Annotated in this window: 19 protein-coding genes; 15 read left to right on the forward strand and 4 right to left on the reverse strand. The window is 69.7% G+C overall.

Features of this window, described 5'->3' with window-relative positions:
* Window positions 1–114: 114 nt before the first annotated feature.
* On the reverse strand, window positions 115–456 hold the full coding sequence (locus NV348_RS29050) for a DUF1844 domain-containing protein (protein ID WP_447149698.1): 342 nt from the start codon (window positions 454–456) through the stop codon (window positions 115–117).
* A 358-nt stretch (window positions 457–814) separates the two neighbouring features.
* Between NV348_RS29050 and infC the strand changes: the two genes are divergently transcribed.
* The 4 genes from infC (at window position 815) to NV348_RS29070 (ending at window position 3,045) form a co-directional block, all read left to right on the forward strand.
* Entirely contained in the window at window positions 815–1,495 is a 681-nt protein-coding gene (infC, locus tag NV348_RS29055; RefSeq protein ID WP_447151173.1) for a translation initiation factor IF-3, read from the forward strand.
* A 32-nt stretch (window positions 1,496–1,527) separates the two neighbouring features.
* On the forward strand, window positions 1,528–1,725 hold the full coding sequence (gene rpmI, locus NV348_RS29060) for a 50S ribosomal protein L35 (RefSeq protein ID WP_218716546.1): 198 nt from the start codon (window positions 1,528–1,530) through the stop codon (window positions 1,723–1,725).
* Window positions 1,726–1,825: 100 nt separating this feature from the next.
* Window positions 1,826–2,212 carry a 50S ribosomal protein L20 gene (gene rplT / locus NV348_RS29065; protein WP_019046423.1) on the forward strand — a complete coding sequence of 129 codons (387 nt, stop codon included), beginning with the start codon at window positions 1,826–1,828 and terminating at the stop codon, window positions 2,210–2,212.
* A gap of 35 nt (window positions 2,213–2,247) precedes the next feature.
* Complete coding sequence (locus NV348_RS29070; RefSeq protein ID WP_447149699.1) at window positions 2,248–3,045, forward strand: TrmH family RNA methyltransferase; 798 nt, start codon at window positions 2,248–2,250, stop codon at window positions 3,043–3,045.
* A 7-nt stretch (window positions 3,046–3,052) separates the two neighbouring features.
* On the opposite strand, the gene NV348_RS29075 is transcribed toward NV348_RS29070, so the two are convergent.
* Complete coding sequence (locus NV348_RS29075; RefSeq protein WP_447149700.1) at window positions 3,053–3,634, reverse strand: TetR/AcrR family transcriptional regulator; 582 nt, start codon at window positions 3,632–3,634, stop codon at window positions 3,053–3,055.
* 105 nt (window positions 3,635–3,739) lie between these two features.
* Here NV348_RS29075 and NV348_RS29080 point away from each other — a divergent pair, with 105 nt between their 5' ends.
* Window positions 3,740–5,173 (forward strand): MFS transporter, encoded by a 1,434-nt coding sequence (locus tag NV348_RS29080; RefSeq protein ID WP_447149701.1) that lies wholly within the window; start codon window positions 3,740–3,742, stop codon window positions 5,171–5,173.
* A 75-nt stretch (window positions 5,174–5,248) separates the two neighbouring features.
* Here the strand turns inward: NV348_RS29080 and NV348_RS29085 are convergent, their stop codons facing one another.
* Window positions 5,249–5,479, reverse strand: a complete 231-nt coding sequence (locus tag NV348_RS29085; protein WP_447149702.1) for a hypothetical protein — start codon at window positions 5,477–5,479, stop codon at window positions 5,249–5,251.
* Window positions 5,480–5,625: 146 nt separating this feature from the next.
* Here NV348_RS29085 and NV348_RS29090 point away from each other — a divergent pair, with 146 nt between their 5' ends.
* From NV348_RS29090 to pheT, 3 genes are all read left to right on the forward strand, one after another.
* Entirely contained in the window at window positions 5,626–6,201 is a 576-nt protein-coding gene (locus NV348_RS29090) for a Uma2 family endonuclease (RefSeq protein ID WP_447149703.1), read from the forward strand.
* A gap of 547 nt (window positions 6,202–6,748) precedes the next feature.
* Window positions 6,749–7,810 (forward strand): phenylalanine--tRNA ligase subunit alpha, encoded by a 1,062-nt coding sequence (pheS, locus tag NV348_RS29095; protein ID WP_218716549.1) that lies wholly within the window; start codon window positions 6,749–6,751, stop codon window positions 7,808–7,810.
* A gap of 18 nt (window positions 7,811–7,828) precedes the next feature.
* Entirely contained in the window at window positions 7,829–10,330 is a 2,502-nt protein-coding gene (gene pheT / locus NV348_RS29100; RefSeq protein WP_447149704.1) for a phenylalanine--tRNA ligase subunit beta, read from the forward strand.
* 61 nt (window positions 10,331–10,391) lie between these two features.
* On the opposite strand, the gene NV348_RS29105 is transcribed toward pheT, so the two are convergent.
* Window positions 10,392–11,624, reverse strand: coding sequence for a tyrosine-protein phosphatase (locus tag NV348_RS29105; RefSeq protein ID WP_447149705.1), 1,233 nt, complete (start codon window positions 11,622–11,624; stop codon window positions 10,392–10,394).
* 316 nt (window positions 11,625–11,940) lie between these two features.
* Here NV348_RS29105 and NV348_RS29110 point away from each other — a divergent pair, with 316 nt between their 5' ends.
* The 7 genes from NV348_RS29110 to NV348_RS29140 all read left to right on the forward strand — a co-directional run bounded on the left by NV348_RS29110 (window position 11,941) and on the right by NV348_RS29140 (window position 19,695).
* Window positions 11,941–13,251, forward strand: coding sequence for a TerD family protein (locus NV348_RS29110; protein WP_447151174.1), 1,311 nt, complete (start codon window positions 11,941–11,943; stop codon window positions 13,249–13,251).
* Window positions 13,251–14,015, forward strand: a complete 765-nt coding sequence (locus NV348_RS29115; RefSeq protein WP_447151175.1) for an alpha/beta hydrolase — start codon at window positions 13,251–13,253, stop codon at window positions 14,013–14,015. Before NV348_RS29110 ends, NV348_RS29115 begins: the two co-directional genes overlap by 1 nt.
* A 40-nt stretch (window positions 14,016–14,055) precedes the next feature.
* Window positions 14,056–14,562, forward strand: a complete 507-nt coding sequence (locus NV348_RS29120) for a hypothetical protein (protein ID WP_447149706.1) — start codon at window positions 14,056–14,058, stop codon at window positions 14,560–14,562.
* Between the two features lie 47 nt (window positions 14,563–14,609).
* Window positions 14,610–15,632, forward strand: coding sequence for a hypothetical protein (locus NV348_RS29125; RefSeq protein ID WP_447149707.1), 1,023 nt, complete (start codon window positions 14,610–14,612; stop codon window positions 15,630–15,632).
* A 381-nt stretch (window positions 15,633–16,013) separates the two neighbouring features.
* Window positions 16,014–18,800 carry a sensor histidine kinase gene (locus NV348_RS29130; RefSeq protein WP_447149708.1) on the forward strand — a complete coding sequence of 929 codons (2,787 nt, stop codon included), beginning with the start codon at window positions 16,014–16,016 and terminating at the stop codon, window positions 18,798–18,800.
* Between the two features lie 29 nt (window positions 18,801–18,829).
* A complete protein-coding gene (locus NV348_RS29135) occupies window positions 18,830–19,258 on the forward strand; it encodes a roadblock/LC7 domain-containing protein (protein WP_355281632.1) in 429 nt (142 codons plus the stop codon).
* Window positions 19,255–19,695 carry a DUF742 domain-containing protein gene (locus tag NV348_RS29140; RefSeq protein ID WP_447149709.1) on the forward strand — a complete coding sequence of 147 codons (441 nt, stop codon included), beginning with the start codon at window positions 19,255–19,257 and terminating at the stop codon, window positions 19,693–19,695. Before NV348_RS29135 ends, NV348_RS29140 begins: the two co-directional genes overlap by 4 nt.
* Window positions 19,696–19,716 lie beyond the last annotated feature (21 nt).

A 19,716-nucleotide genomic window follows, 5' to 3' on the forward strand; every position in this document is an offset into this window, starting at 1 on the left:
CCCGGGCACGCCGCCCCCCGCGGCCTGACCGCGGCCGCGTAAGCCTCTGTAGACAAAAGATCCGCCGGCGCTGCTGCGCCGGCGGATCTTTTGCGTCTCGGTGTCCGGTCGGGCTCAGAACACGGGCCCGGTGTACTTCTCGCCCGGGCCCGCGCCCGGTGCGTCCGGCACCGAGGAGGACTCACGGAACGCGCGCTGCAAGGCCTGCAGGCCGTCGCGGATCGGACCGGCGTGCGGGCCGAGGTACTCCACCGACGCGGTGACCAGGCCGGCCAGCGCGGTGATCACCCGGCGGGCCTCGTCGAGGTCGACGTGCGCCCCGGAGTCCGGGTCGTCGGAGGCCAGCCCCAGCTTCTCCGCGGCCGAACTCATCAGCATCACGGCGGCCCGGCTGATAACTTCGACGGCGGGGATGTCGGCCAGGTCGCGCACGGGGGGATCGAGCTCGTCAGTCATGCCGACAAGGCTATAGCGGCCCCGGTGGGGCCCGTTCGCGCCAGGCCGATTCGGCGATAGCGGAATGCGATGCTAGACTTTCCGCTGACGACCGCCCCTGGTTGTGTCATGCAGCTCTGGGGCAGATAAGTGGAGCCCGACTCCCACCGTTACCGGCGAGCAATCGTACTGGACAAACGGTCCCGGTCACCCGCCCGATGTGGCGGGTTTCCTGTGTGCCTGGCACGCGGGGGTCGACAGCGAGCTCGTGAGGGCATCGACTGTGGGCGATCGGTCGACATCGGGCCCCGTCGCGGAGAAATACCGCAGCGGGGCTTTCGTGTTGAAACAGGGGTTGCAGTTATTGCCTGCGGTCGTTATGACGACACCGCTTGACCTAGGAGGCCCCATCAGCACTGAGACCCGCATCAACGATCGCATCCGTGTTCCCGAGGTTCGTCTCATCGGACCCGGCGGCGAACAGGTTGGGATCGTGCGTGTTGAAGATGCACTACGCGTCGCGCTCGAAGCCGATCTCGACCTGGTCGAGGTGGCACCCGATGCCCGTCCGCCGGTCTGCAAGATCATGGACTACGGCAAGTTCAAGTACGAGACGGCGCAGAAGGCGCGCGAGTCCCGGAAGAACCAGGTCCAGACCGTGATCAAGGAGCAGAAGCTCCGCCCGAAGATCGACGACCACGACTACGAGACCAAGAAGCGCAACGTCGTTCGCTTCCTCGAGGCCGGGTCCAAGGTCAAGGTCACGATCATGTTCCGTGGTCGTGAGCAGTCGCGGCCCGAGCTCGGTTTCCGGTTGCTTCAGCGTCTGGCCTCCGACGTCGCCGAACTCGGTTTCGTCGAGACCTCGGCCAAGCAGGACGGCCGCAACATGACCATGGTCCTCGCTCCCCACAAGGGCGCGAAGACGCGGGTGAAGGCACAGCAGGAATCGGCTCCGGCAGCGCGTCCGCTGCCGACCGGCCCCGCGAGTGCCGAACCGGCTGCGACGGCCGAAACGCCGGCGCCCGCCGAGCAGGCCGCGCCGGCCGACCCGCAGTAACACCGATTTCAACGACACAGATAGAGGAATCCATGCCGAAGAACAAGACCCACAGCGGCGCCAAGAAGCGATTCAAGGTGACCGGCAGTGGCAAGCTGCTTCGCGAGCAGGCGAACCGTCGCCACCTGCTGGAGCACAAGGCCACCCGCCGGACTCGTCGTCTGGAAGGCACGGAGTCCGTCGCTGCCGTCGACGCCCCCCGCGTGAAGCGGCTGCTCGGTCTCGCCTGAGACCGTCGCACCCTGACGATTCCGCGGCCGGGATAACCGGACGCCGACAACTACCGAACTCGGGCGCCGCCGCGCCCCCCAGATGATCAAGGACTGAAAAGTGGCACGCGTCAAAAGGGCTGTCAACGCTCAGAAGAAGCGCCGTTCCATCCTCGAGGCCTCCAAGGGCTACCGGGGCCAGCGCTCGCGCCTGTACCGCAAGGCCAAGGAACAGCAGCTCCACTCGCTGACCTACGCCTACCGCGACCGCAAGGCGCGTAAGGGTGACTTCCGCAAGCTGTGGATCGCTCGTATCAACGCCGCCGCGCGTCTGAACGACATCACCTACAACCGCTTCATCCAGGGCCTCAAGGCCGCCGGTGTCGAGGTTGACCGCAAGATCCTGGCCGAGCTCGCCGTCTCCGACGCCGAGGCCTTCGCCGGCCTCGTCGCTGTCGCCAAGGCCGCGCTGCCCGCCGACGTCAACGCCCCGGCCACCGCTGCCTGAGCTTGACGACACACAGCGATCTGCCGGAACGACCCGTGGACGCGCTCTCCGAGCGCAATCCGCGGGTCGTTTCCGCTGTCAAGCTCCAGCGCGCCGCGCAGCGCCGCAAGTCCGGCCAGTTCCTGGCCGAGGGCGCCAATGCCGTGACCGCCGCGCTGGAGACCGGTCGCGTCCGTGAGCTGTTCTATTCGGTCGCGGCCGCGAGCCGCGAGACCGCGCTGATCGCCGGTGCCGCCGCCGACGGCGTGCGCACCACCCTGGTCGGCGATCGCGCCGCCGAGCATCTCGGCGAGACCGTCACCGCGCCCGGTCTGGTCGCCGTGTGCGATCTGGTCGATGTGCCGCTGACCGACATCCTCGAGCGCGGGCCGCGCATGCTCGCCGTGCCGGTCGAGATCGCCGAACCCGGCAACGCGGGCACCCTGATCAGGGTCGCCGACGCGGTCGGCGCCGACGGTGTGGTGCTGGCGGGCGACACCGTCGACCCGCACAACGGCAAATGCGTCCGCGCCAGCGCGGGCAGCCTGTTCCACGTGCCGATCGCGCGCAGTCGCGATGTCGCCGCGACCCTGGACGCGATCTCCGCGGCGGGCGTGACCATCCTGGCCACCGCCGCGAACGGCGAGGTCGACCTGGATTCCGCCGACGAGATCCTGGCCGGTCCGGTCGCCTGGCTCTTCGGTAACGAGGCCCACGGACTCGACCCCGCCGTCGCGGCGCGGGCCGACCATCGCATTCGCATCCCCATCCACGGCCGGGCCGAGAGCCTGAATCTCGCTGCCGCCGCGGCGATCTGCCTCTACGCGAGCGCGCGCGTCCAGCACGTGCGCTAGCACCGCCTCAGCAGTGCGGGTCGACGCTGTTGCGCAGGTCGTCGAGTATCTCGGTGGCCCAGGGGAGCGGGATCGCCGCTGCGCCCGCCACCTGCATGGCCGTCATGATCGTGAGCAGCATGCCGGTGGCGACGAAGCGACGTGATTCCGTCGTGTCGGCACCGGTGAGCTCGCCGACCAGCCGGTAGATCCGGCCGAAGCGTTCCCGCATGTGGTCGCCGATCGCCGGATCGGCGCTCGCGGCCGCGCCGTGCAGCAGGTTGAGCGGGAGCTCACGCTCCTCCAGGAAGACCTCGTAGGCCTTCCCGAGCGCCTGCAGCGCGGCGGCGGTGTCGGCGTCCGGCTCGATCTCCGCGTCGCGGAAGACCTGCTCGATGCGGGCGCACACCTCGTGCAGGACGGCGATGAACAGCTGCTGCTTGGTGCCGAACAGCCGGATCACATAGGGTTGGGACACCCCGGCCAGCCGGGCGATCTCGTCGGTTTTCGTTGCGGCATAACCAGATTCGGCAAACGCCTGGACGGCGGCCGCGAGCACCTGAGCGCTGCGCTGCGACGCGGTCATCCGCGTTCTGGTCGTGCCGTCCATCCGGTTGTCCACCTCCTGGTCAGTCCCCTTTCACTTGACATGTTATCAGCCGATGCATAACGATGAACGCTAGTTATCAGTGAATAACAACCAAGGGGCTCGGAGATGACGCAAACACTCGATCCAGGCGGCAAGTCCACCGCCGAGACGCCGCGCGAGGCGGGCGCGAAGGCCAAGCCGCTCGGTGCGGTCATCGCCGCGGTCGCCGTGCCGATGTTCATGGTCACGCTGGACAACCTCGTCGTGACGAACGCGCTGCCGGTGATCAAAACCGAACTGGGAGCATCACTTTCGGACCTGCAGTGGTTCGTCAACGCCTACACACTGTCCTTCGCCTCGCTGCTGCTGACGGCCTCGGCGCTGGGTGACCGGATCGGGCGGCGCCGGGTATTCCTGGCCGGTATCGCCCTGTTCGTGGTCGCCTCGGCCGCATGCGCCATGGCCACCGAACCGTGGATGCTGATCGCGGCGCGCGCCGTGCAGGGCGCGGGCGGCGCGGCCGTGATGCCGTTGTCGCTGACCCTGCTCGCGGCGGCGGTGCCCGAGCGGATGCGCAGCGCCGCGATCGGCATCTGGGGCGGTATCGCCGGGCTCGGTATCGCGGTCGGTCCGGTGGTCGGCGGCGCGGTCGTCGACGGGCTGAACTGGCAGTGGATCTTCTGGCTGAACATCCCGGTCGGCCTGCTGGCACTGCCGTTCGCGGCGCGCATGCTCAGCGAGTCCTTCGGTGCCGCGCGCACACTCGATCTCCTCGGCCTGGTGCTCTCGGCGGGCGGCGTGCTGGCGCTGGTGTGGGGCGTCATCCACGGCGCCGACGACGGCTGGACCGCACCGGCCGTGCTCGCCGCGCTGATCGGCGGTGGCCTGCTGCTCGCCGCCTTCGTGGTCTGGGAGAACCGAACCTCCGATCCGATGCTCCCGCTACACATGTTCGCCTCCCGTGGTCTGAGCCTGAGCTACCTCATCTCCTTCGCCTTCTCCGCCGGTGTGTTCGGCGCGATCTTCCTGCTGGCCCAGTACTTCCAGGTGGTGCAGGGCTACTCACCGCTCGAGTCGGGCGTGCGCACCATGCCGTGGACGATGGTTCCGATGGTGGTCGCGCCGCTGGCCGGGCTGGTGATCGACCGGGTCGGACCCCGGCTCCTCATCGCCGCCGGGCAGGTCTGCCTCGCGATCTCGCTGGCGTGGATGGCGCTGATCATCACCGTCGACCTGCCCTACCTCAACTTCGTCGCCCCGTTCGTGCTCGGCGGCATCGGCATGGGCCTCACCTTCGCTCCGTCCTCCACGATCGTGATGGACAGCGCAGCCCCGGACGACCAGGGCATGGCCTCCGGCATCAACAGCACCGTCCGCGAAGTCGGCGTCGCCATGGGCATCGCCGTCCTGGCCTCGGTCTTCGCCTCCTACGGCGCCTATACCGACCCCCAGTCCTACGTCGACGGCCTCGTCCCCGCCGTCTGGGTCGGCGCGGGTCTGGTCGCCGTCGCGGCCGTCATCGCGGCCTTCCTGCCCCGGCACACGGCACCGGCGGCCTGATCCCGGAGACGATGGTCCGCGTGTCGCTCGGTACGCGGACCATCGCCACGTCCGGCAGGCCCCGCTGCGTCCCGGTCAACACCGGACGGGTGCGGTCGCCCCGTTGGGAACGGCCACGACCTGCTGCGGAATGACTCCCGGAGTATCGGTGTCCAGTCGCTTCCACTCGACCCCGTGCACGTCGAGGATGTCGAGATAGCCACCGATCCGGTCGATCGTCGGCAGCGCCGACCGGGTGAACCACGCACTCGCGCCCGGATGTCGTCGGCGACCGTCGGCACGCAGGTGCGGCTCATACGGATTCACTCTTGCATCGAGTCGTCCTGTCTCGAGTCGAGCATGCTGATGGGTTGTGCATGCCCTCCGGGATGGCCGCAGTGACGCGTCCACTTCGGGTGCTGTCCGGTCGCGCTATCGTTGAGCTCGGCAGTCCGCACGAATGGAGCGACCGCATGACCCTTCCCGCGATGCACCCACGGCCCGGCAATCTCCGTGGCGTCGCCGAGCAGATCGAACGCGCGACGGGTCTGCGGGTCGAGATTCTGGGAGGGGCCCTCGTGATGTCACCGACCCCGCGTGGGAAACACGCGGGCACGATTCGTCGATTGCGTCACCAACTCGAATCGGTCATGCCGGAGGGGCTCGCCGCCTACGAGGTGACATCGATCGCCATGCCCGGTGATATCGACGATTACTGCACGCCCGACCTCGTCGTGCTCCCTGACGCCTGGGATACCGACGATGAGTGGCTCGCCGACCCCGCCGATGTGGAGCTGGCTGTCGAGGTGATCTCGAAATCGGAGAAAGCGCACCAGATCACCGGCAAGAACGGCTGGTACGGCGCGGCGGGTGTGCGCGCTCTGCTCGTCATCGACCCTCGGTTCGGCCGCTGGGCGCTGTATCGAGAGCCGAATACCGGGGTATATCCGGACCCGGTCGAAGGCGATTTCGGTGCCCCGATCGTGCTGGCGGCGCCATTGTCGATGTCGCTCGATACCGCCTGCCTGCCGCTCTACGACCAGCACTGATGTCCTCGGCGACGACCGCAGGGTCGCCGTCAATCGACGTCCTCCGGCCGGGAAGTGCCCTGGTCGGGCTCGATTTCCCGGGGCTCGATCGGTCGCTGGGGGCAGGGGCCTGCGGCGCGGGGAAAGGGACGGTGGCGGGGGCCGCGGATGCTCAGGCCGCACAGGGCCAGGCCGCTACCCGGGGCCGTGAGGCGGGTGCGGGGGCCCGGGGGCGGGGTCGAATCGCAAGTCTGTTCCGGCATCGAGTCGTCCTGTTCTCGAGTCGAACACGCTGATGTGTTTGAACGGTTGGACGGAACTCACGGCGTTTCGGTTCCCACGAATTCGGGGGCGTCGCCGATCGTGGTGCGCGCCCCGGGAAGACCGGCCTGACCTGGACTTGTCGGTCCGGATCGGGACCTTCCTGCGGGCGCTAGCACGGTCGTGATCGCGCCGCCGGTAATCCGGATGAATCGCCGGAACCCGATCCCATAGGATTTATGCAGCACCGATACGGGTAGGCAATGACGCACCCGTGAACCGATCCCCAGGGGAGAGTCGAACGATCGTGGCCGACGACAACAGTGGAGTCGAGCAGAACGCCTTGCTGACCGAGGAGGCACTCGCGGCAGCGGCAGCGGAGGCCGAGAAGGCGTTCGCCGCTGCGGCTGATCTGGATGCGCTGGCGGTCGCCAAGACCGAGTACATCGGCGGCAAGTCGCCGATCGCGCTGGCTCAGCGCGGGCTGGGCACGCTGCCCAAGGAGGAGAAGGCCGACGCGGGCAAGCGGGTCAACGTTGCCCGCAAGCGCGTGTCCGACGCGTTCGAGGCCCGCCGCGCCGCGCTGCTGGAAGAGCGCGATCAGGCCGTGCTGGTGGCCGAGAAGATCGACGTCACCCTGCCCGCGCGCCGTCAGCCGGTCGGTGCCCGCCACCCCATCACCGTCATCTCCGAGCAGATCGCCGACGTGTTCGTCGGTATGGGCTGGGAGGTCGCCGAGGGTCCCGAGGTCGAGACCGAGCACTTCAACTTCGACGCGCTGAACTTCCTGCCCGACCACCCGGCGCGCACCATGCAGGACACCTTCCATATCGCCCCGGAGGGTTCGCGCCAGGTGCTGCGCACGCACACCTCCCCGGTGCAGGTGCGCTCGATGCTGGAACGCGAGCTGCCGATCTATGTCGTGTGCCCGGGCCGCACCTTCCGCACCGACGAGCTCGACGCCACCCACACCCCGGTGTTCTCCCAGGTGGAGGGACTGGCCATCGACAAGGGCCTGACCATGGCCCACCTGCGCGGCACCCTCGACGCGTTCGCGCGCGCCCTGTTCGGTCCCGACACCCGAACCCGCATGCGCCCCAACTACTTCCCGTTCACCGAACCCTCGGCCGAGGTCGACGTGTGGTTCCCGGACAAGAAGGGCGGCGCGGGCTGGGTCGAGTGGGGCGGCTGCGGCATGGTCAACCCGAAGGTCCTGATTGCCAGCGGCATCGATCCCGAGGTGTACTCCGGGTTCGCGTTCGGCATGGGTATGGAGCGCACGCTGCAGTTCCGCAACGGCATCCCCGACATGCGCGACATCGTCGAGGGCGACGTGCGGTTCACCCTGCCCTTCGGTATCCGGTCCTGAGAGAGAGCGAAAAGTCACGTGCGAGTAGCGCAGTCCTGGCTGACCGAGATCCTGCAGCGCACCACCCCGGAATGGTCGGTGTCCGCCGAAGAGCTCGACGCCGGTTTCGTCCGTGTCGGCCTGGAGGTCGAGGAGGTCGACAAGCTCGAGCCGATCGGTGGTGACATCGACAAGCCGCTGGTCGTCGGCCGGGTCGCCGAGATCACCGAGCTGACCGAGTTCAAGAAGCCGATCCGCTTCTGCAAGGTCGACGTCGGCAACCCCGAGCTGCAGGAGATCGTCTGCGGCGCCCGCAATTTCGCGGTCGGCGACCTGGTGGTCGTGGTGCTGCCCGGCGGCGTGCTGCCCGGCGGGTTCAGGATCTCCTCCCGCAAGACCTACGGGCACACCTCCAACGGCATGATCTGCTCGGTCGCCGAACTCGGCATCGGCAAGGATCACGACGGCATCCTGGTGCTCGAGCCCGGCTCGGCGCAGCCCGGTGACGACGCGAACGTGCTGCTGGGCACCGGCGACACGATCATCGAGCTCAACATCACCCCCGATCGCGGCTACTGCTTCTCGGTGCGCGGCCTCGCCCGCGAACTGGCCTGCGGCTTCGACCTCGAATACGCCGACCCCGCCGTGCGGACGGTGCCCGACGGCGACGCGGTGGCGTGGCCGGTGCGGCTCGAGGCCGACGCCGAGTGCACGCGCTTCGGCGCGCGGCGGGTCACCGGGATCGATCCGAACGCGGTGAGCCCGCTGTGGCTGCAGCGCAGGCTGATGCTGTCGGGCATGCGCCCGATCTCGCCCGCCGTCGACGTCACCAACTACGTGATGCTCGAACTGGGCCAGCCGCTGCACGCCTTCGACGCGGCGAAGCTCAACGGCGGCTTGGTCGTTCGCTCGGCCAACACCGGCGAGACGCTGCGCACCCTCGACGACACCGAGCGCACCCTCGACGCCGAGGACGTGGTGATCGCCGACGATTCCGGCGTCGTCTCGCTGGCGGGTGTGATGGGCGGCGCAAGCACCGAGGTCGGCCCGGAGACCACCGATGTGGTGCTCGAGGCGGCGACCTGGAACCCGCTGCGGGTGTACCGCACGGCGCGCAGGCACAAGCTGGTCTCGGAGGCGGGCAAGCGCTACGAGCGCGTCGTCGACCCGGAGATCAACATCGTCGCGCTCGACCGGGCGGCGACGCTGCTGGCCGAGATCACCGGCGGCACCATCGAATCCACGCTCACCGACATCCGGGTGCCCCTCGCGCCGGTCGCGCCGATCGCGATGGACATCGACCTGCCCGACCGCGTCGCCGGCGTCACCTACCCGGCGGGCACCGCCGTGCGCAGGCTCGCCCAGATCGGTGCCGGGGTCGAGATCGAGGTCAACGACGCGGGCAAGACCCAGCTGCTGGTGACCCCGCCGACCTGGCGGCCCGACCTGGCCCAACCCGCCGACCTGGTCGAGGAGGTGCTGCGCCTCGAGGGTCTCGAGCAGATCCCGTCGGTGCTGCCGTCCGCGCCCGCCGGTCGCGGCCTGACCGCCGCGCAGAAGCGGCGCCGTGCCGTGAGCCGGGCGCTGGCGTTCGCCGGCGGCGTGGAAGTGCCCGCGCCGGTGTTCCTGCCCGCCGGGGTGTTCGACGTGTGGGGTCTCGACGCGGGCGATCCGCGCCGCAACACCACCCGCGTGCTGAACCCGCTCGACACCGAGCGTCCCGAGCTGGCGACCACCCTGCTGCCCGGTCTGCTGGAAGTGGCCGCCCGCAATATCTCCCGTGGCGCGCGCGACCTCACGATCTACGGCATCGCCCAGGTCGTGCTGCCCGGCGCCGAGACCCATGCGGTCGAGGCGCTGCCGGTGGACCGTCGGCCCAGCAACGAGCAGATCGCCGAGCTCACCGCGTCGCTGCCCGCGCAGCCGGTGCACGTGGCCGCGGTGCTCAGCGGCAAGCGCGACCCGCGCGGACCCTGGGGCCCGGGTCGTCAGGCCGAGGCCGCCGACACCTTCGCGCTGGTCGACGCCGTCGCCGACGCCGCCGGCGTCACCGTCGAGCGCCGGGCCGCGGTGCACCTGCCGTGGCATCCGGGCCGCTGCGCGGAACTGGTCGTCGACGGTGTCGTGGTCGGCCACGCGGGCGAGCTGCACCCGGCCGTGCTCGAGCGCGCCGGTCTGCCGCCCCGCACCTGCGCGCTGGAACTCGACCTCGACGCGCTGCCGCTGACCGAGGCCCGCCCGGCGCCCACGGTGTCGGCGTTTCCCGCCGTCCTGCAGGACGTGTCGATCAGCGTCGAGAAGGCCGTGCCCGCCGCGAGCGTCGAATCGGCGCTGCGCACCGGCGGTGGCGACCTGCTCGAGGACATCGCGCTGTTCGATGTCTACGAAGGCGCTCAGGCCGGTGAGGGCCGCAAGTCGCTCACCTACGCCCTGCGCTTCCGCGCCACCGACCGCACCCTCACCGAGGACGAGGCCAGCGCCGCCCGCGACGCCGCCGTCGCCGCGGCGGGCACCGCGGTAGGCGCCGAACTGCGCGGCTGATCCGCAGACCGAAGGCCGCCCGGCAGGTCGCCGGGCGGCCTTCGTCGTCTGCGGCGTCCGGTCAGGACACGAGATTCTTCCGCAGTTTCAGCAGGGTCCAGCCGTCGAGCCCGAGTCCGTCGGTGAGGTACGTACCGAAGTCCCCGTACTTCTCGTCGATCTGGGCGAGCGCCACCTCGAGATACGCGTCCCGTACTTCCTGCAGGGGAATCAGCAGGTCCGGATTCTGCATGATGCCCGCCTGCTTCAGCTGGGCCCGCAGCGCGGCATCCGCCGCTGCCCGGTACTGATTCGACAGCAGATAGTCCTGCCGCGCCACCGATTCCGGCACGCCGACGGCCCGCAGCGTCACGTAGGACAGCCAGCCCGTCCGGTCCTTACCGGCGGTGCAGTGGTACAGCGTGGCGTTCGCGGTGTCCGCGAGATCCCGGACCGACTGCCCGAACTTCCCCATCGCGTCGGGGGTGAAGAAGTTGAGATACACGTTCTGCATGATCTGCTCGGCTTTGCCGTCGCCCAGCATTTCCTGCTGCTGCACCGGATCCTTCGACGAAATCGCCTGGTACATCTTCACGAACATGCCGCCGTCGTCGATCGGACGGGCCACCAGCGGAACCCCGGCGGGCAGCTTGTCGGCCCCCATCGACTGCACCTCGGCCTGCGTCCGGAAGTCGATCACCTGCTGGACCTTCAACGCGGCCAGCTTCTGCAGATCGGCGTCGGTCAGCTTGGCGAGCGCATCGGCCCGAACGAGCTTGCCCGACTTGACCTTCGCTCCGTCGTAGGTGAGGTAGCCACCCAGGTCACGGACGTTGGCAGCGCCCTGCAGATCGATCTTGGTGGGTCCGCCCGCGCCGGGTGCGGCGTCGGCGGTACCCACCAGCCCCACCGCCACCAGGCCCACGGCCATCAGCGGCACCGACACCAAGGACAACAACGACTTCCGCTTCCGCGGAACAAGTGAATTAATCATCCGTGAGACGCTATGACCCGCCGAGTATCGATCCGCCGGTTCCCGCAGGGGGCACCGCCGAGCAGGACTCGCGACCCGGTCACCGAGATCGAGTGTTTCACCCCGCCGCCGAATACCTGTGCGCCACAGCATGATCGACCTGTTCCGCGCGGTCGCGCGCGTGGCCTTGCCGACGAGCAGTGCGCCGCCGATCATCACCGGCACCGCGTACTCGGCCATCGCGGCGACACCGACCGAGGTCGCCATCGCCGGCGCGAACGTCGTGAACACGGCCGCCGCGGCCCTGACCCGTACGCCGACGATCAGCGTCAGGCCGAGCACGAGCTCGGTAGCGGTCGCCGCCCCGCCGCGAAGGGTGCCGCGCCCGCGGCGAATCCCGGCCGCCGCCCGTGTGCTGTCCGCCGAACTCGACGCGGACTCGGGGCGCCCGCCTGGTCAGGCTCACCGAGCGTGGCTGGTCTCTGGTCGCGGCCCGCGTGCAGGCGGTCGAACAGTTCGACCGGCATCTGGACCGCGGTGTCGGGGTAGGCGGCGAGCGAGTGCGTAGTCGATGCCCGGTACGTGCCATCGATCCGGGGCGTGCGGGGCGCGGAGCTTGGGCTCGGTGCGCGGGCGGGCTAGGTTGGCAGGTGTGTCGATGATGAAGGGCGCCAATGTCGCGGTGCCCGCTGCCGCGGTCCGCGTCGAACTGGGGTGGCAGTCGGGGCCCGGGGTGCCCGACGCCGACGCTTCCGCCCTGCTGCTGGCCGGTGCGAAGGTGCGTTCCGATGACGACTTCGTCTTCTACAACCAGGCCGTGCACCCGTCGGGCGCGGTTCGCCACAAAGGTAAACAGCAGGGCCACACCGTCGTCGACACGCTGTCGGTGAACCTGGTCCAGGTGGAGCCGCAGATCGAGACGATCGTGCTCGCCGCCTCCGCCGACGGCGGTACCTTCGGCCAGTTCCACGGCCTCTACATCCGCGTGCTCGACGCGGCCACCGGCGCCGAGGTCGCCCGATTCGACAGCACCGGCGCCACCACCGAGACCGCCTTCGTCCTCGGCGAGCTGTATCGCCGCCAGGGCGCGTGGAAGTTCCGCGCGGTCGGCCAGGGCTACGACTCCGGACTGGCAGGCCTGGCCACCGACTTCGACATCTCCGTCGACGACGCCCCCGCCACCTCGCCGAGCGGACAGCAACCGCAGGCCCAGCCGTACGCCCCCGCGCCGCAGCCGAACCAGCGCCAGTCGCCCGCGCACCCGTTCGCGGCTTCCCCGCAGGCCAACCAGCCGTACCCGCCGCCCACACAGCCGTACCCGCCCACGCAACCACCGGTGAACCTCGCCAAGGTCTCGCTCACCAAGGAAGCACCCTCGGTCTCGCTGACGAAGCACGGGGCCGTCGGCGGTGTCATGCGGGTGAATCTCAACTGGACCTCGATGGCCGCGACCGGCCGCCTGTTCGGCAAACTGCGCGGCAAGAACATCGACCTCGACCTGTGCTGCTTCTTCGAACTGGTCGATGGCGCGATCGGCTCGGTGCGTGCGCTGGACCGCCGGTTCGGCGCGCTGTACGAGCCGCCGTTCATCCATCTCGACCGGGACGATCGCACCGGCGCCGGCAGCAGCGGCGAGAACCTTTCGATCAACCTGGACTACACCCGGTTCTTCCGCCGCATCCTGGTGTTCGCCTCGATCTACGACGGTGCGAGCGATTTCCGTGGCGTGCACGCCACCGTCACCCTGCATCCGGTGAACTCGGCGCCGATCGAGATGACCCTCGACGGCTGCACCGACAACTCCCGCGACGCGGTGCTCGCCGTCCTGGAGAATGTCGACGGTGAGCTGGTGGTCCGGCGCGAGGGCACCTTCGTCCGGCCACCGGCCGGTCAGCCGGGCGGCGGCGTCGTGGAGATCGCCAGGCTCTACCACTGGGACTTCGGTTTCCAGGCGGGCCGCGGCAAGTGATGCGACATCCCGCGACCCGGGTGCTCAACGTGCTGGTCTACCACCCGGACAAGCACGTCGCCCAGACTCCCGCCGCCCTCGGTCTCGACTACCGCGACCTCACGATGCGCACCGCCGACGGCGTCGACTTGCACGGCTGGTTCGTGCGCGCCGACCGCCCCCGCGGGCACATCCTCTACGCGCACGGCAACGCGGGCACCATCGGCGATCGGGTGCCGATCATCGCGCTGCTGGTCCGGGCCGGTTTCGATGTGCTCGCCTTCGACTACCGCGGGTTCGGCCACAGTACGGGCGCGCCGGGGGAGCGGGGCACCTATCTCGACGCCAGGGCTGTCCGCGCCGCCCTGCTCGACCAGCGCGGTGTCGACGCGGAGCGGGTGCTGTATCTCGGCAAGTCGCTCGGCGGTGGCGTCCTGCTCGAACTGGCCACCGAGTATCCGCCCGCGGGCATGCTGCTCATGTCGACCTTCAGCAGCATGCGCGCGGCGGCCCGGTCGGTCTATCCGTTCCTGCCCGCGTCGCTGATCCCGAACGCGTACCCGAACCTGCGCCGGATCGCCGAACTCCGGGTGCCGGTGCTGATGTTCCACGGCGACCGCGACGAACTGCTCCCGCTGCGCCATGCCGAGCGCCTGTTCGCCGCGGCCAGGGAGCCGAAGGAATTGGTCGTCGTCCCCGGCGCGGGCCACAACGACGTCATCGACGCGCTGGGCCCGGCGTGGCCCCGGCGCATCGTCGAGTGGACCGACACCTTCCTGGACTGATCTCCTGGGCCTGTCGCACCGGTCTGCGTAGCCTGGCGGTATGAGCGAAACGAGCGAGATCCTCGGTCACCTGGCCGCGCTGCCGGACGCCGAACTGGTGTCGGTGCTGCGGGCCGCCGTCGCCGGACGACCCGGCCTCGGCGCCGTCGCCGCCGCGCTCGCCCAGCTCGAGGCCGGTCATGCCGAGACCGGCGCGCCTGTGACTCTGGACACGGATGTCCTGGACGCCGATGTGGTGTCCGTCGCATCGGAGCAGGTCGGAGGCGCCATGCCGGTACCGCCGGTACCGCATGGCCTGCCCGGAACGGCCGCACCCACTGCGACCGGCGGCTATTCCACTTCCGGAGTGCCGACATTCGACGCGGTTCGCGATAAGGTCGAGCAGCGCTTCGGCACCGCGCAGGGAATGGGTGAGCTCGACCGGCAGACCCCCGCGGGTCGCAGTGCCGACGAACAGTGGGAGGCGCGGGAGAAAGCCGCGCGCGAGCGTCTGGACCAGATTCGGAAATCGATGCAGCGCAACGATTCCGGAGCCGACGACAAGTAGCCGTGAGGTCTCCCGTCCGATGCAACGACCGTGATGGGTGGACCCAGATGACGCAGGCGCGCCAGATCGCCGAACGACTGCTCGACGCGCAGGTGGAGTTCCTGCTCGCCGAGGTGACCGGCGAACGGTTCGCCGAGGTGATCGCGCGTGACGTGGCCGCGGTGCTGGCCGTGGGCGAGACGATCGTCTTCGGTGACGTCGTCTCGCTCGAGCAGGGCGAGCAGACCGTCGCGACGGTCTTCGACCGCATCGGCGGCAGCCCCGTCATCGCCGACACCGTCGGCATCTTCTCCGACGCGATCTACGACCACATCGCGTCCAACACCGAATACACCCTCGGCGATGTCGTCGACCGGGAGCCGGTGGAGGCGCTGCTGGAGAAGATCTTCGGCATGCACCAGGCTCAGGAGCGGATCCTGGACCGGCTCACCGAGAGCCCGCTCGTAGCCACCGTCGCGGCCCGCTTCGTCGACAAACTGATCGGCGATTTCATGCAGGCCAACCGCGAGCGCGCCGAGAAGATCCCCGGTGTCTCCTCGCTGATGTCGCTGGGCCAGTCGGCCGCGAACCGCGCCAAGAAGGTCGCCGACAGCACCTTCGTCGGTGACCTCGCGGGCAAGGGCGCCCTGTTCGCGCTCAAGCGCACCAACAACGCCATCCGCGACATGCTGCGCGACGCCCCCGTGCACTCGGCGGCCATGGAGTTCTGGGACCTGCACGCCGACGAGCCGGTGGCCGGCCTGCGCGAATACCTGACCCAGAAGGACCTCAACGAACTGGTCCAGATCTGCTACGAGATCGCGGTGACGACCAGGGAGAAGGAATACTTCGGGATGCTCGTGCGCGAGTGCGTCGAGGTGTTCTACGCCAAGTACGGCAAGCACACGCTCTCGGCGATGCTGCCCGAACTCGGCCTGACCGCCGAGGACGTCAGCACCGAGATCCTGCGTTACGGTCCCGCAGTCATCGAGTCGGCCAAGCGCAACGGTGTGCTGGCCGGGCTGATCCGGGAACGGCTCGAGCCGTTCTTCTTCTCCGAGCAGGTGCTCGGCATTCTCGGCGGCGAGTAATTACCGTTCGGTCTCGAATTTCCCGGATATCCGGGGTATTCGCGATTCGTCTCGCTATCGTTCATTTCGGATCGGTTGACTCGCGCGCGTTTCCGGTGTGGTACCGGGAATAGCGCCGCCAGAAAATGTGGGCGACGTCACGGCCGCAATTCCCCCGCTATGTGTCGCGCATCGAACGGGCCGGTCACGCAATTGCCGTGCGGGCTGTGAGCTTTCGGACACAGAAAGCCCCGTTGATTTCCGGCATGTTGAGATCAGTGCACGAAACCTGTTCTTACGCTGTCCCGGATTGACCGCGCGGTCCGGGCAGTGCAAGTTGACACCTGACTTTCGCTGGGCCGCCGGGAATTTCCACCCGCCGGTGTTTCAAAGGAGCAGGTGGTGCGTTCACATTCCCGTCGGCAGGCCGCGGGCGGCCGGCTGATCCGGCCGCGCACCATCTCCGGTCAGCTCGCCCGGATCCTGGCGGTCTCGCTCGTGCTGGTGCTGGCCCTGCTCGGCCTGACGATGGCCGGGCAGATCAGCGCCTTCCGGCGCAGTGGCGAGACCGTGGACGCGGTCGCGGTGGCGCTGGCCGCCCAGGATCTGGTGCACCAGGTGCAGCGCGAACGTGGTCTGAGCAACGGTCTGCTCGGTGGCGACCCGCGGCTGGTGCAGCCCGTCACCGACCAGCGGGCCGACACCGACGCGGCCCTGCGGAATCTCGCGGGCATCGTCGCGGCCGATCCGCCCGGCGCGGCCGAGGTGCGCTCGGCGCTGGGCCATCTGGCCGGTCTGCCCGGTGTCCGCTCGCAGATCGACACCCGCACGGTCTCGCGGCAGGCGGCCTTCCAGTTCTATTCCGACAGCATCGACGCGATGAACCGGCTGGCACTTGGCCTCGACCAGGCCCGCGATCCGGCGGTGCGCCATGGTCTGCAGGCGCTCTACGCCCTCGGTGACGCGAAGGAGTTCACCGCGCGGGAACGCGGCTTCCTCAACGGTGTGTTCGCCGCCGGGGAGTTCGCGCCGGGGGAGTACGTGCAGTTCCTCGACATCCGCGCCGCCCGCACCGCCGCGCTCACCCAGTTCGACCGCGACGCCACCCCCGCCCAGCAGGACCGGCTCGACGCGGTCATGTCCGGGGAGAGTGCCACGCAGGCAGCCGAAGCGGAGAACATCGCGATCGCCTCCACCGCGGGTCCGCTGGTCCAACCGGTCGACCCGGCGGTCTGGTGGTCACGGATGACCGACGTGATCGACGAACAGCGCGCCGTGCAGCAGGCCGTCGGCGACGACGTGCGCGCCCGCGCCGCCGACCTGCGCCGCGATGCCGCGCTGATCCTCGCCGGCTTCGCGCTGGCGGCCCTGCTGGCGATCGCCGCCGAGGTGGCGCTGGTCTTCGCGAGTATCCGGGCCATCGTCCGCCCGCTGGCCCGGCTCGCCGCCGAGGCCGACGACGTCGCGTCGAGCCGGTTGCCCGAGGTGATCGCCGCCTGGCGCGGGGCCGCCGACAGCCGCCCCGAAGCGCCCGCGCCCGTGCGCACGCCACCGGGTTCCAGCGCCGAGATCGGCGCGGTCGCCGGCGCGCTGGACCGGGTCCAGACCACCGCCTTCGACCTGGCCTCCGAACAGGCCCTGGTGCGGCGCAACACCACCGAGTCGATGGCGAACCTGGCCCGCCGCAATCAGAACCTCGTGCGCAGGCAGCTCGGGCTGATCAGCGAGTTCGAGCGCGAGGAGCTCGACCCGAAGGCGCTGTCGAATCTGTTCGAACTCGACCATCTCGCGACCCGGATGCACCGCAACGCGGAAAGCCTGCTGGTGCTCGTCGGCGAGGCGAGCCCGCGCCGATGGGCCGAGCCGATCGCGCTCACCGACGTCATCCGGGCCGGCCTGTCGGAGGTCGACGACTATCGCCGGGTGGTGCTGCGCCGGGTCGACGACATCGCGATCGCCGGTGCGGTCGTCAGCGAACTCGCCCACGTGCTGGCCGAACTCATCGAGAACGGTCTGGCCTTCTCCCCGCCCGACCTCGAGGTCGAGATCTACGGCCGCAAGGTGGCGGGCGGCTATCTGCTCGCGGTGGTCGATCACGGCGTCGGCATGCCCGCCGACCAGCTCGCCGAGGCCAACGCGCGGCTGCGCGGTGAACAGGACTTCATCGTCGCTTCCACCCGCTACCTGGGTCACTACGTGGTCGGCCGGCTGGCGGGCCGCCTCGGCATCGACGTGGAACTCAACACCTCCCCGGTCAGCGGCATCGTCGCCCGCCTGCTGCTGCCGGCGAGCATCCTCGTCGACGAGAGTGCCCGCCCGGTGCCATCGGCCGACGACCGGGGCCGCACCGGTGCGGCGGATCCCGGCCGAGCGGTCACCCGCAACGGAACGGCAGTCGAACCGGACTTCGCCGGAGCCGGTGGTGTGCGGGATGATTCCCGGTCGCCTTCGGCGAATGGCGCGGCGTGGCAGGCCGAGGCGGCCGGCCGATCACAGCACCGCCGGGATCCCGGATCCGCCCCGGCCAACGGCACCGTCGCGCCCGCGTCCGGCGACTCGGTCTACGCGCAGTTCCTCAGCAGCACCACCAAGGCCATCGGCTACTACGGCACACCGAGTGATCCCGCGCCGACGATCGCCGGCGCGGGCGACCACCCTCGCAACGGTGTGGCACCGGCCGATACGAACGGCACGCGCGACGGCGTGGCATCGGCGCCTTCCGATACGAACGGCGCGCGCAATGGCGTGGCACCGTCACCCGCCGGCGCCGATCGAGTGCGTGACGGCATGGCGCCCACGCCGGGCGGGCACCCGGTGCGCCCTGACGCAACATCGGGAACACCCGCTGTCGACCGCAGCCGAAGCGAAGCGGCGCACGGTGATCCCGCGGTGGTCGCTCGCACCGGTTCGCCGACGCCGGGCGTCCGGCACGATCCGTCGGCCGTCGACCCGACCGGCCCCGCCGCCGTCGAACGCACCCGCAACGGGCTGGTCAAGCGCAGCAAGCGCGCCAAGATCACCGGCTCGCCCGACCGTCCGCGCCGCGAACCGGTGACCCGCCAGGACCGGCCACCGGTCGCCGATCGGACCCCCGACCAGACGCGCAGCATGCTGTCGTCGTTCCGCACCGGCCACGAACGCGGTGGCGACACCCTCCCCGGCCCCACCCCGCACGATCCGACCCACTGACCGATCGGACCCGACCACAGGAGCTCCCGGTGACCACCCATCTACCGACCGCCGACCCGCACACCTTCAACTGGCTGCTCGGCAACTTCGTCCGCAACACCGACGGCGTGCGCGACACCGTCGCCGTGTCCTCCGACGGGCTGCTCATCGCCATGTCCGACGGCCTGGACCGCACCGGCGCCGACCGGCTCGCCGCCATGGTGTCGGGCCTGTCCAGCCTCGCCCGCAGTGCCTCGCGCAGTTACGATTTCGACGGACTGAAACTGATCATGATCGAGATGAAGCGCGGTTTCCTGCTGGTCTCGGCACTCGGCGACGGCAGTTGCCTGGGCGTGATCGCCGACGGCGGCTGCGATGTGGGCCTGGTCGGCTACGAGATGGCGGTGCTGGCCGAACGCGCCGGTTCGCTGCTCGACCCGCGGCTGATCGGTGAACTGCGAGAGTCGTTGCGCAGATGAGAGATCCCGATCGACCCCGGCTGCCCGACCCGCGCATGATCCCGATGAACCGCCCCAGCGGCTGGCGCGACCAGCTACCGCCGGTCCCGGTGGGGCCCACCGACAGCGACGACGTCGATGACCGCTTCGTCCGTCCGTTCGTGGTCACCGCGGGCCGCACCGTCCCGGTGCTGGACGGGCTGCGCATCGAAACCCTGGTCCAGGCACCGCCGTCCGCGCTGTCGGCGCCGCTGCGGTTCGAGGAACGCACCGTCGTGCAGTTGTGCCTGCGACCGCACTCCATCGCCGAAATCGGTGCCGCCCTGCGGGTTCCGGTCGGCATCGCCAAGGTGATCGTCAGCGACCTGGCCGCGGCGGGCCACGTGTCGGTCCGCGACGCCCCGGAACTGTCGACCGCCGCCATCGAGAGGATCAGGGATCTTGTTCGGGCACTCTGAATTCCGTACCGCCGCACCGGC

The organism is Nocardia fodinahabitans, from assembly GCF_052983615.1.

Bases quoted from the DNA above. Each gene is read 5' to 3' on its own strand.
- NV348_RS29075 (WP_447149700.1), bottom strand. From the start codon at position 3,634: ATGGACGGCACGACCAGAACGCGGATGACCGCGTCGCAGCGCAGCGCT.
- rpmI (WP_218716546.1), top strand. From the start codon at position 1,528: ATGCCGAAGAACAAGACCCACAGCGGCGCCAAGAAGCGATTCAAGGTG.
- NV348_RS29050 (WP_447149698.1), bottom strand. From the start codon at position 456: ATGACTGACGAGCTCGATCCCCCCGTGCGCGACCTGGCCGACATCCCC.
- NV348_RS29140 (WP_447149709.1), top strand. From the start codon at position 19,255: ATGAGAGATCCCGATCGACCCCGGCTGCCCGACCCGCGCATGATCCCG.
- NV348_RS29125 (WP_447149707.1), top strand. From the start codon at position 14,610: ATGACGCAGGCGCGCCAGATCGCCGAACGACTGCTCGACGCGCAGGTG.
- infC (WP_447151173.1), top strand. From the start codon at position 815: ATGACGACACCGCTTGACCTAGGAGGCCCCATCAGCACTGAGACCCGC.
- NV348_RS29110 (WP_447151174.1), top strand. From the start codon at position 11,941: ATGATGAAGGGCGCCAATGTCGCGGTGCCCGCTGCCGCGGTCCGCGTC.
- NV348_RS29090 (WP_447149703.1), top strand. From the start codon at position 5,626: ATGACCCTTCCCGCGATGCACCCACGGCCCGGCAATCTCCGTGGCGTC.
- NV348_RS29120 (WP_447149706.1), top strand. From the start codon at position 14,056: ATGAGCGAAACGAGCGAGATCCTCGGTCACCTGGCCGCGCTGCCGGAC.
- NV348_RS29115 (WP_447151175.1), top strand. From the start codon at position 13,251: ATGCGACATCCCGCGACCCGGGTGCTCAACGTGCTGGTCTACCACCCG.
- NV348_RS29080 (WP_447149701.1), top strand. From the start codon at position 3,740: ATGACGCAAACACTCGATCCAGGCGGCAAGTCCACCGCCGAGACGCCG.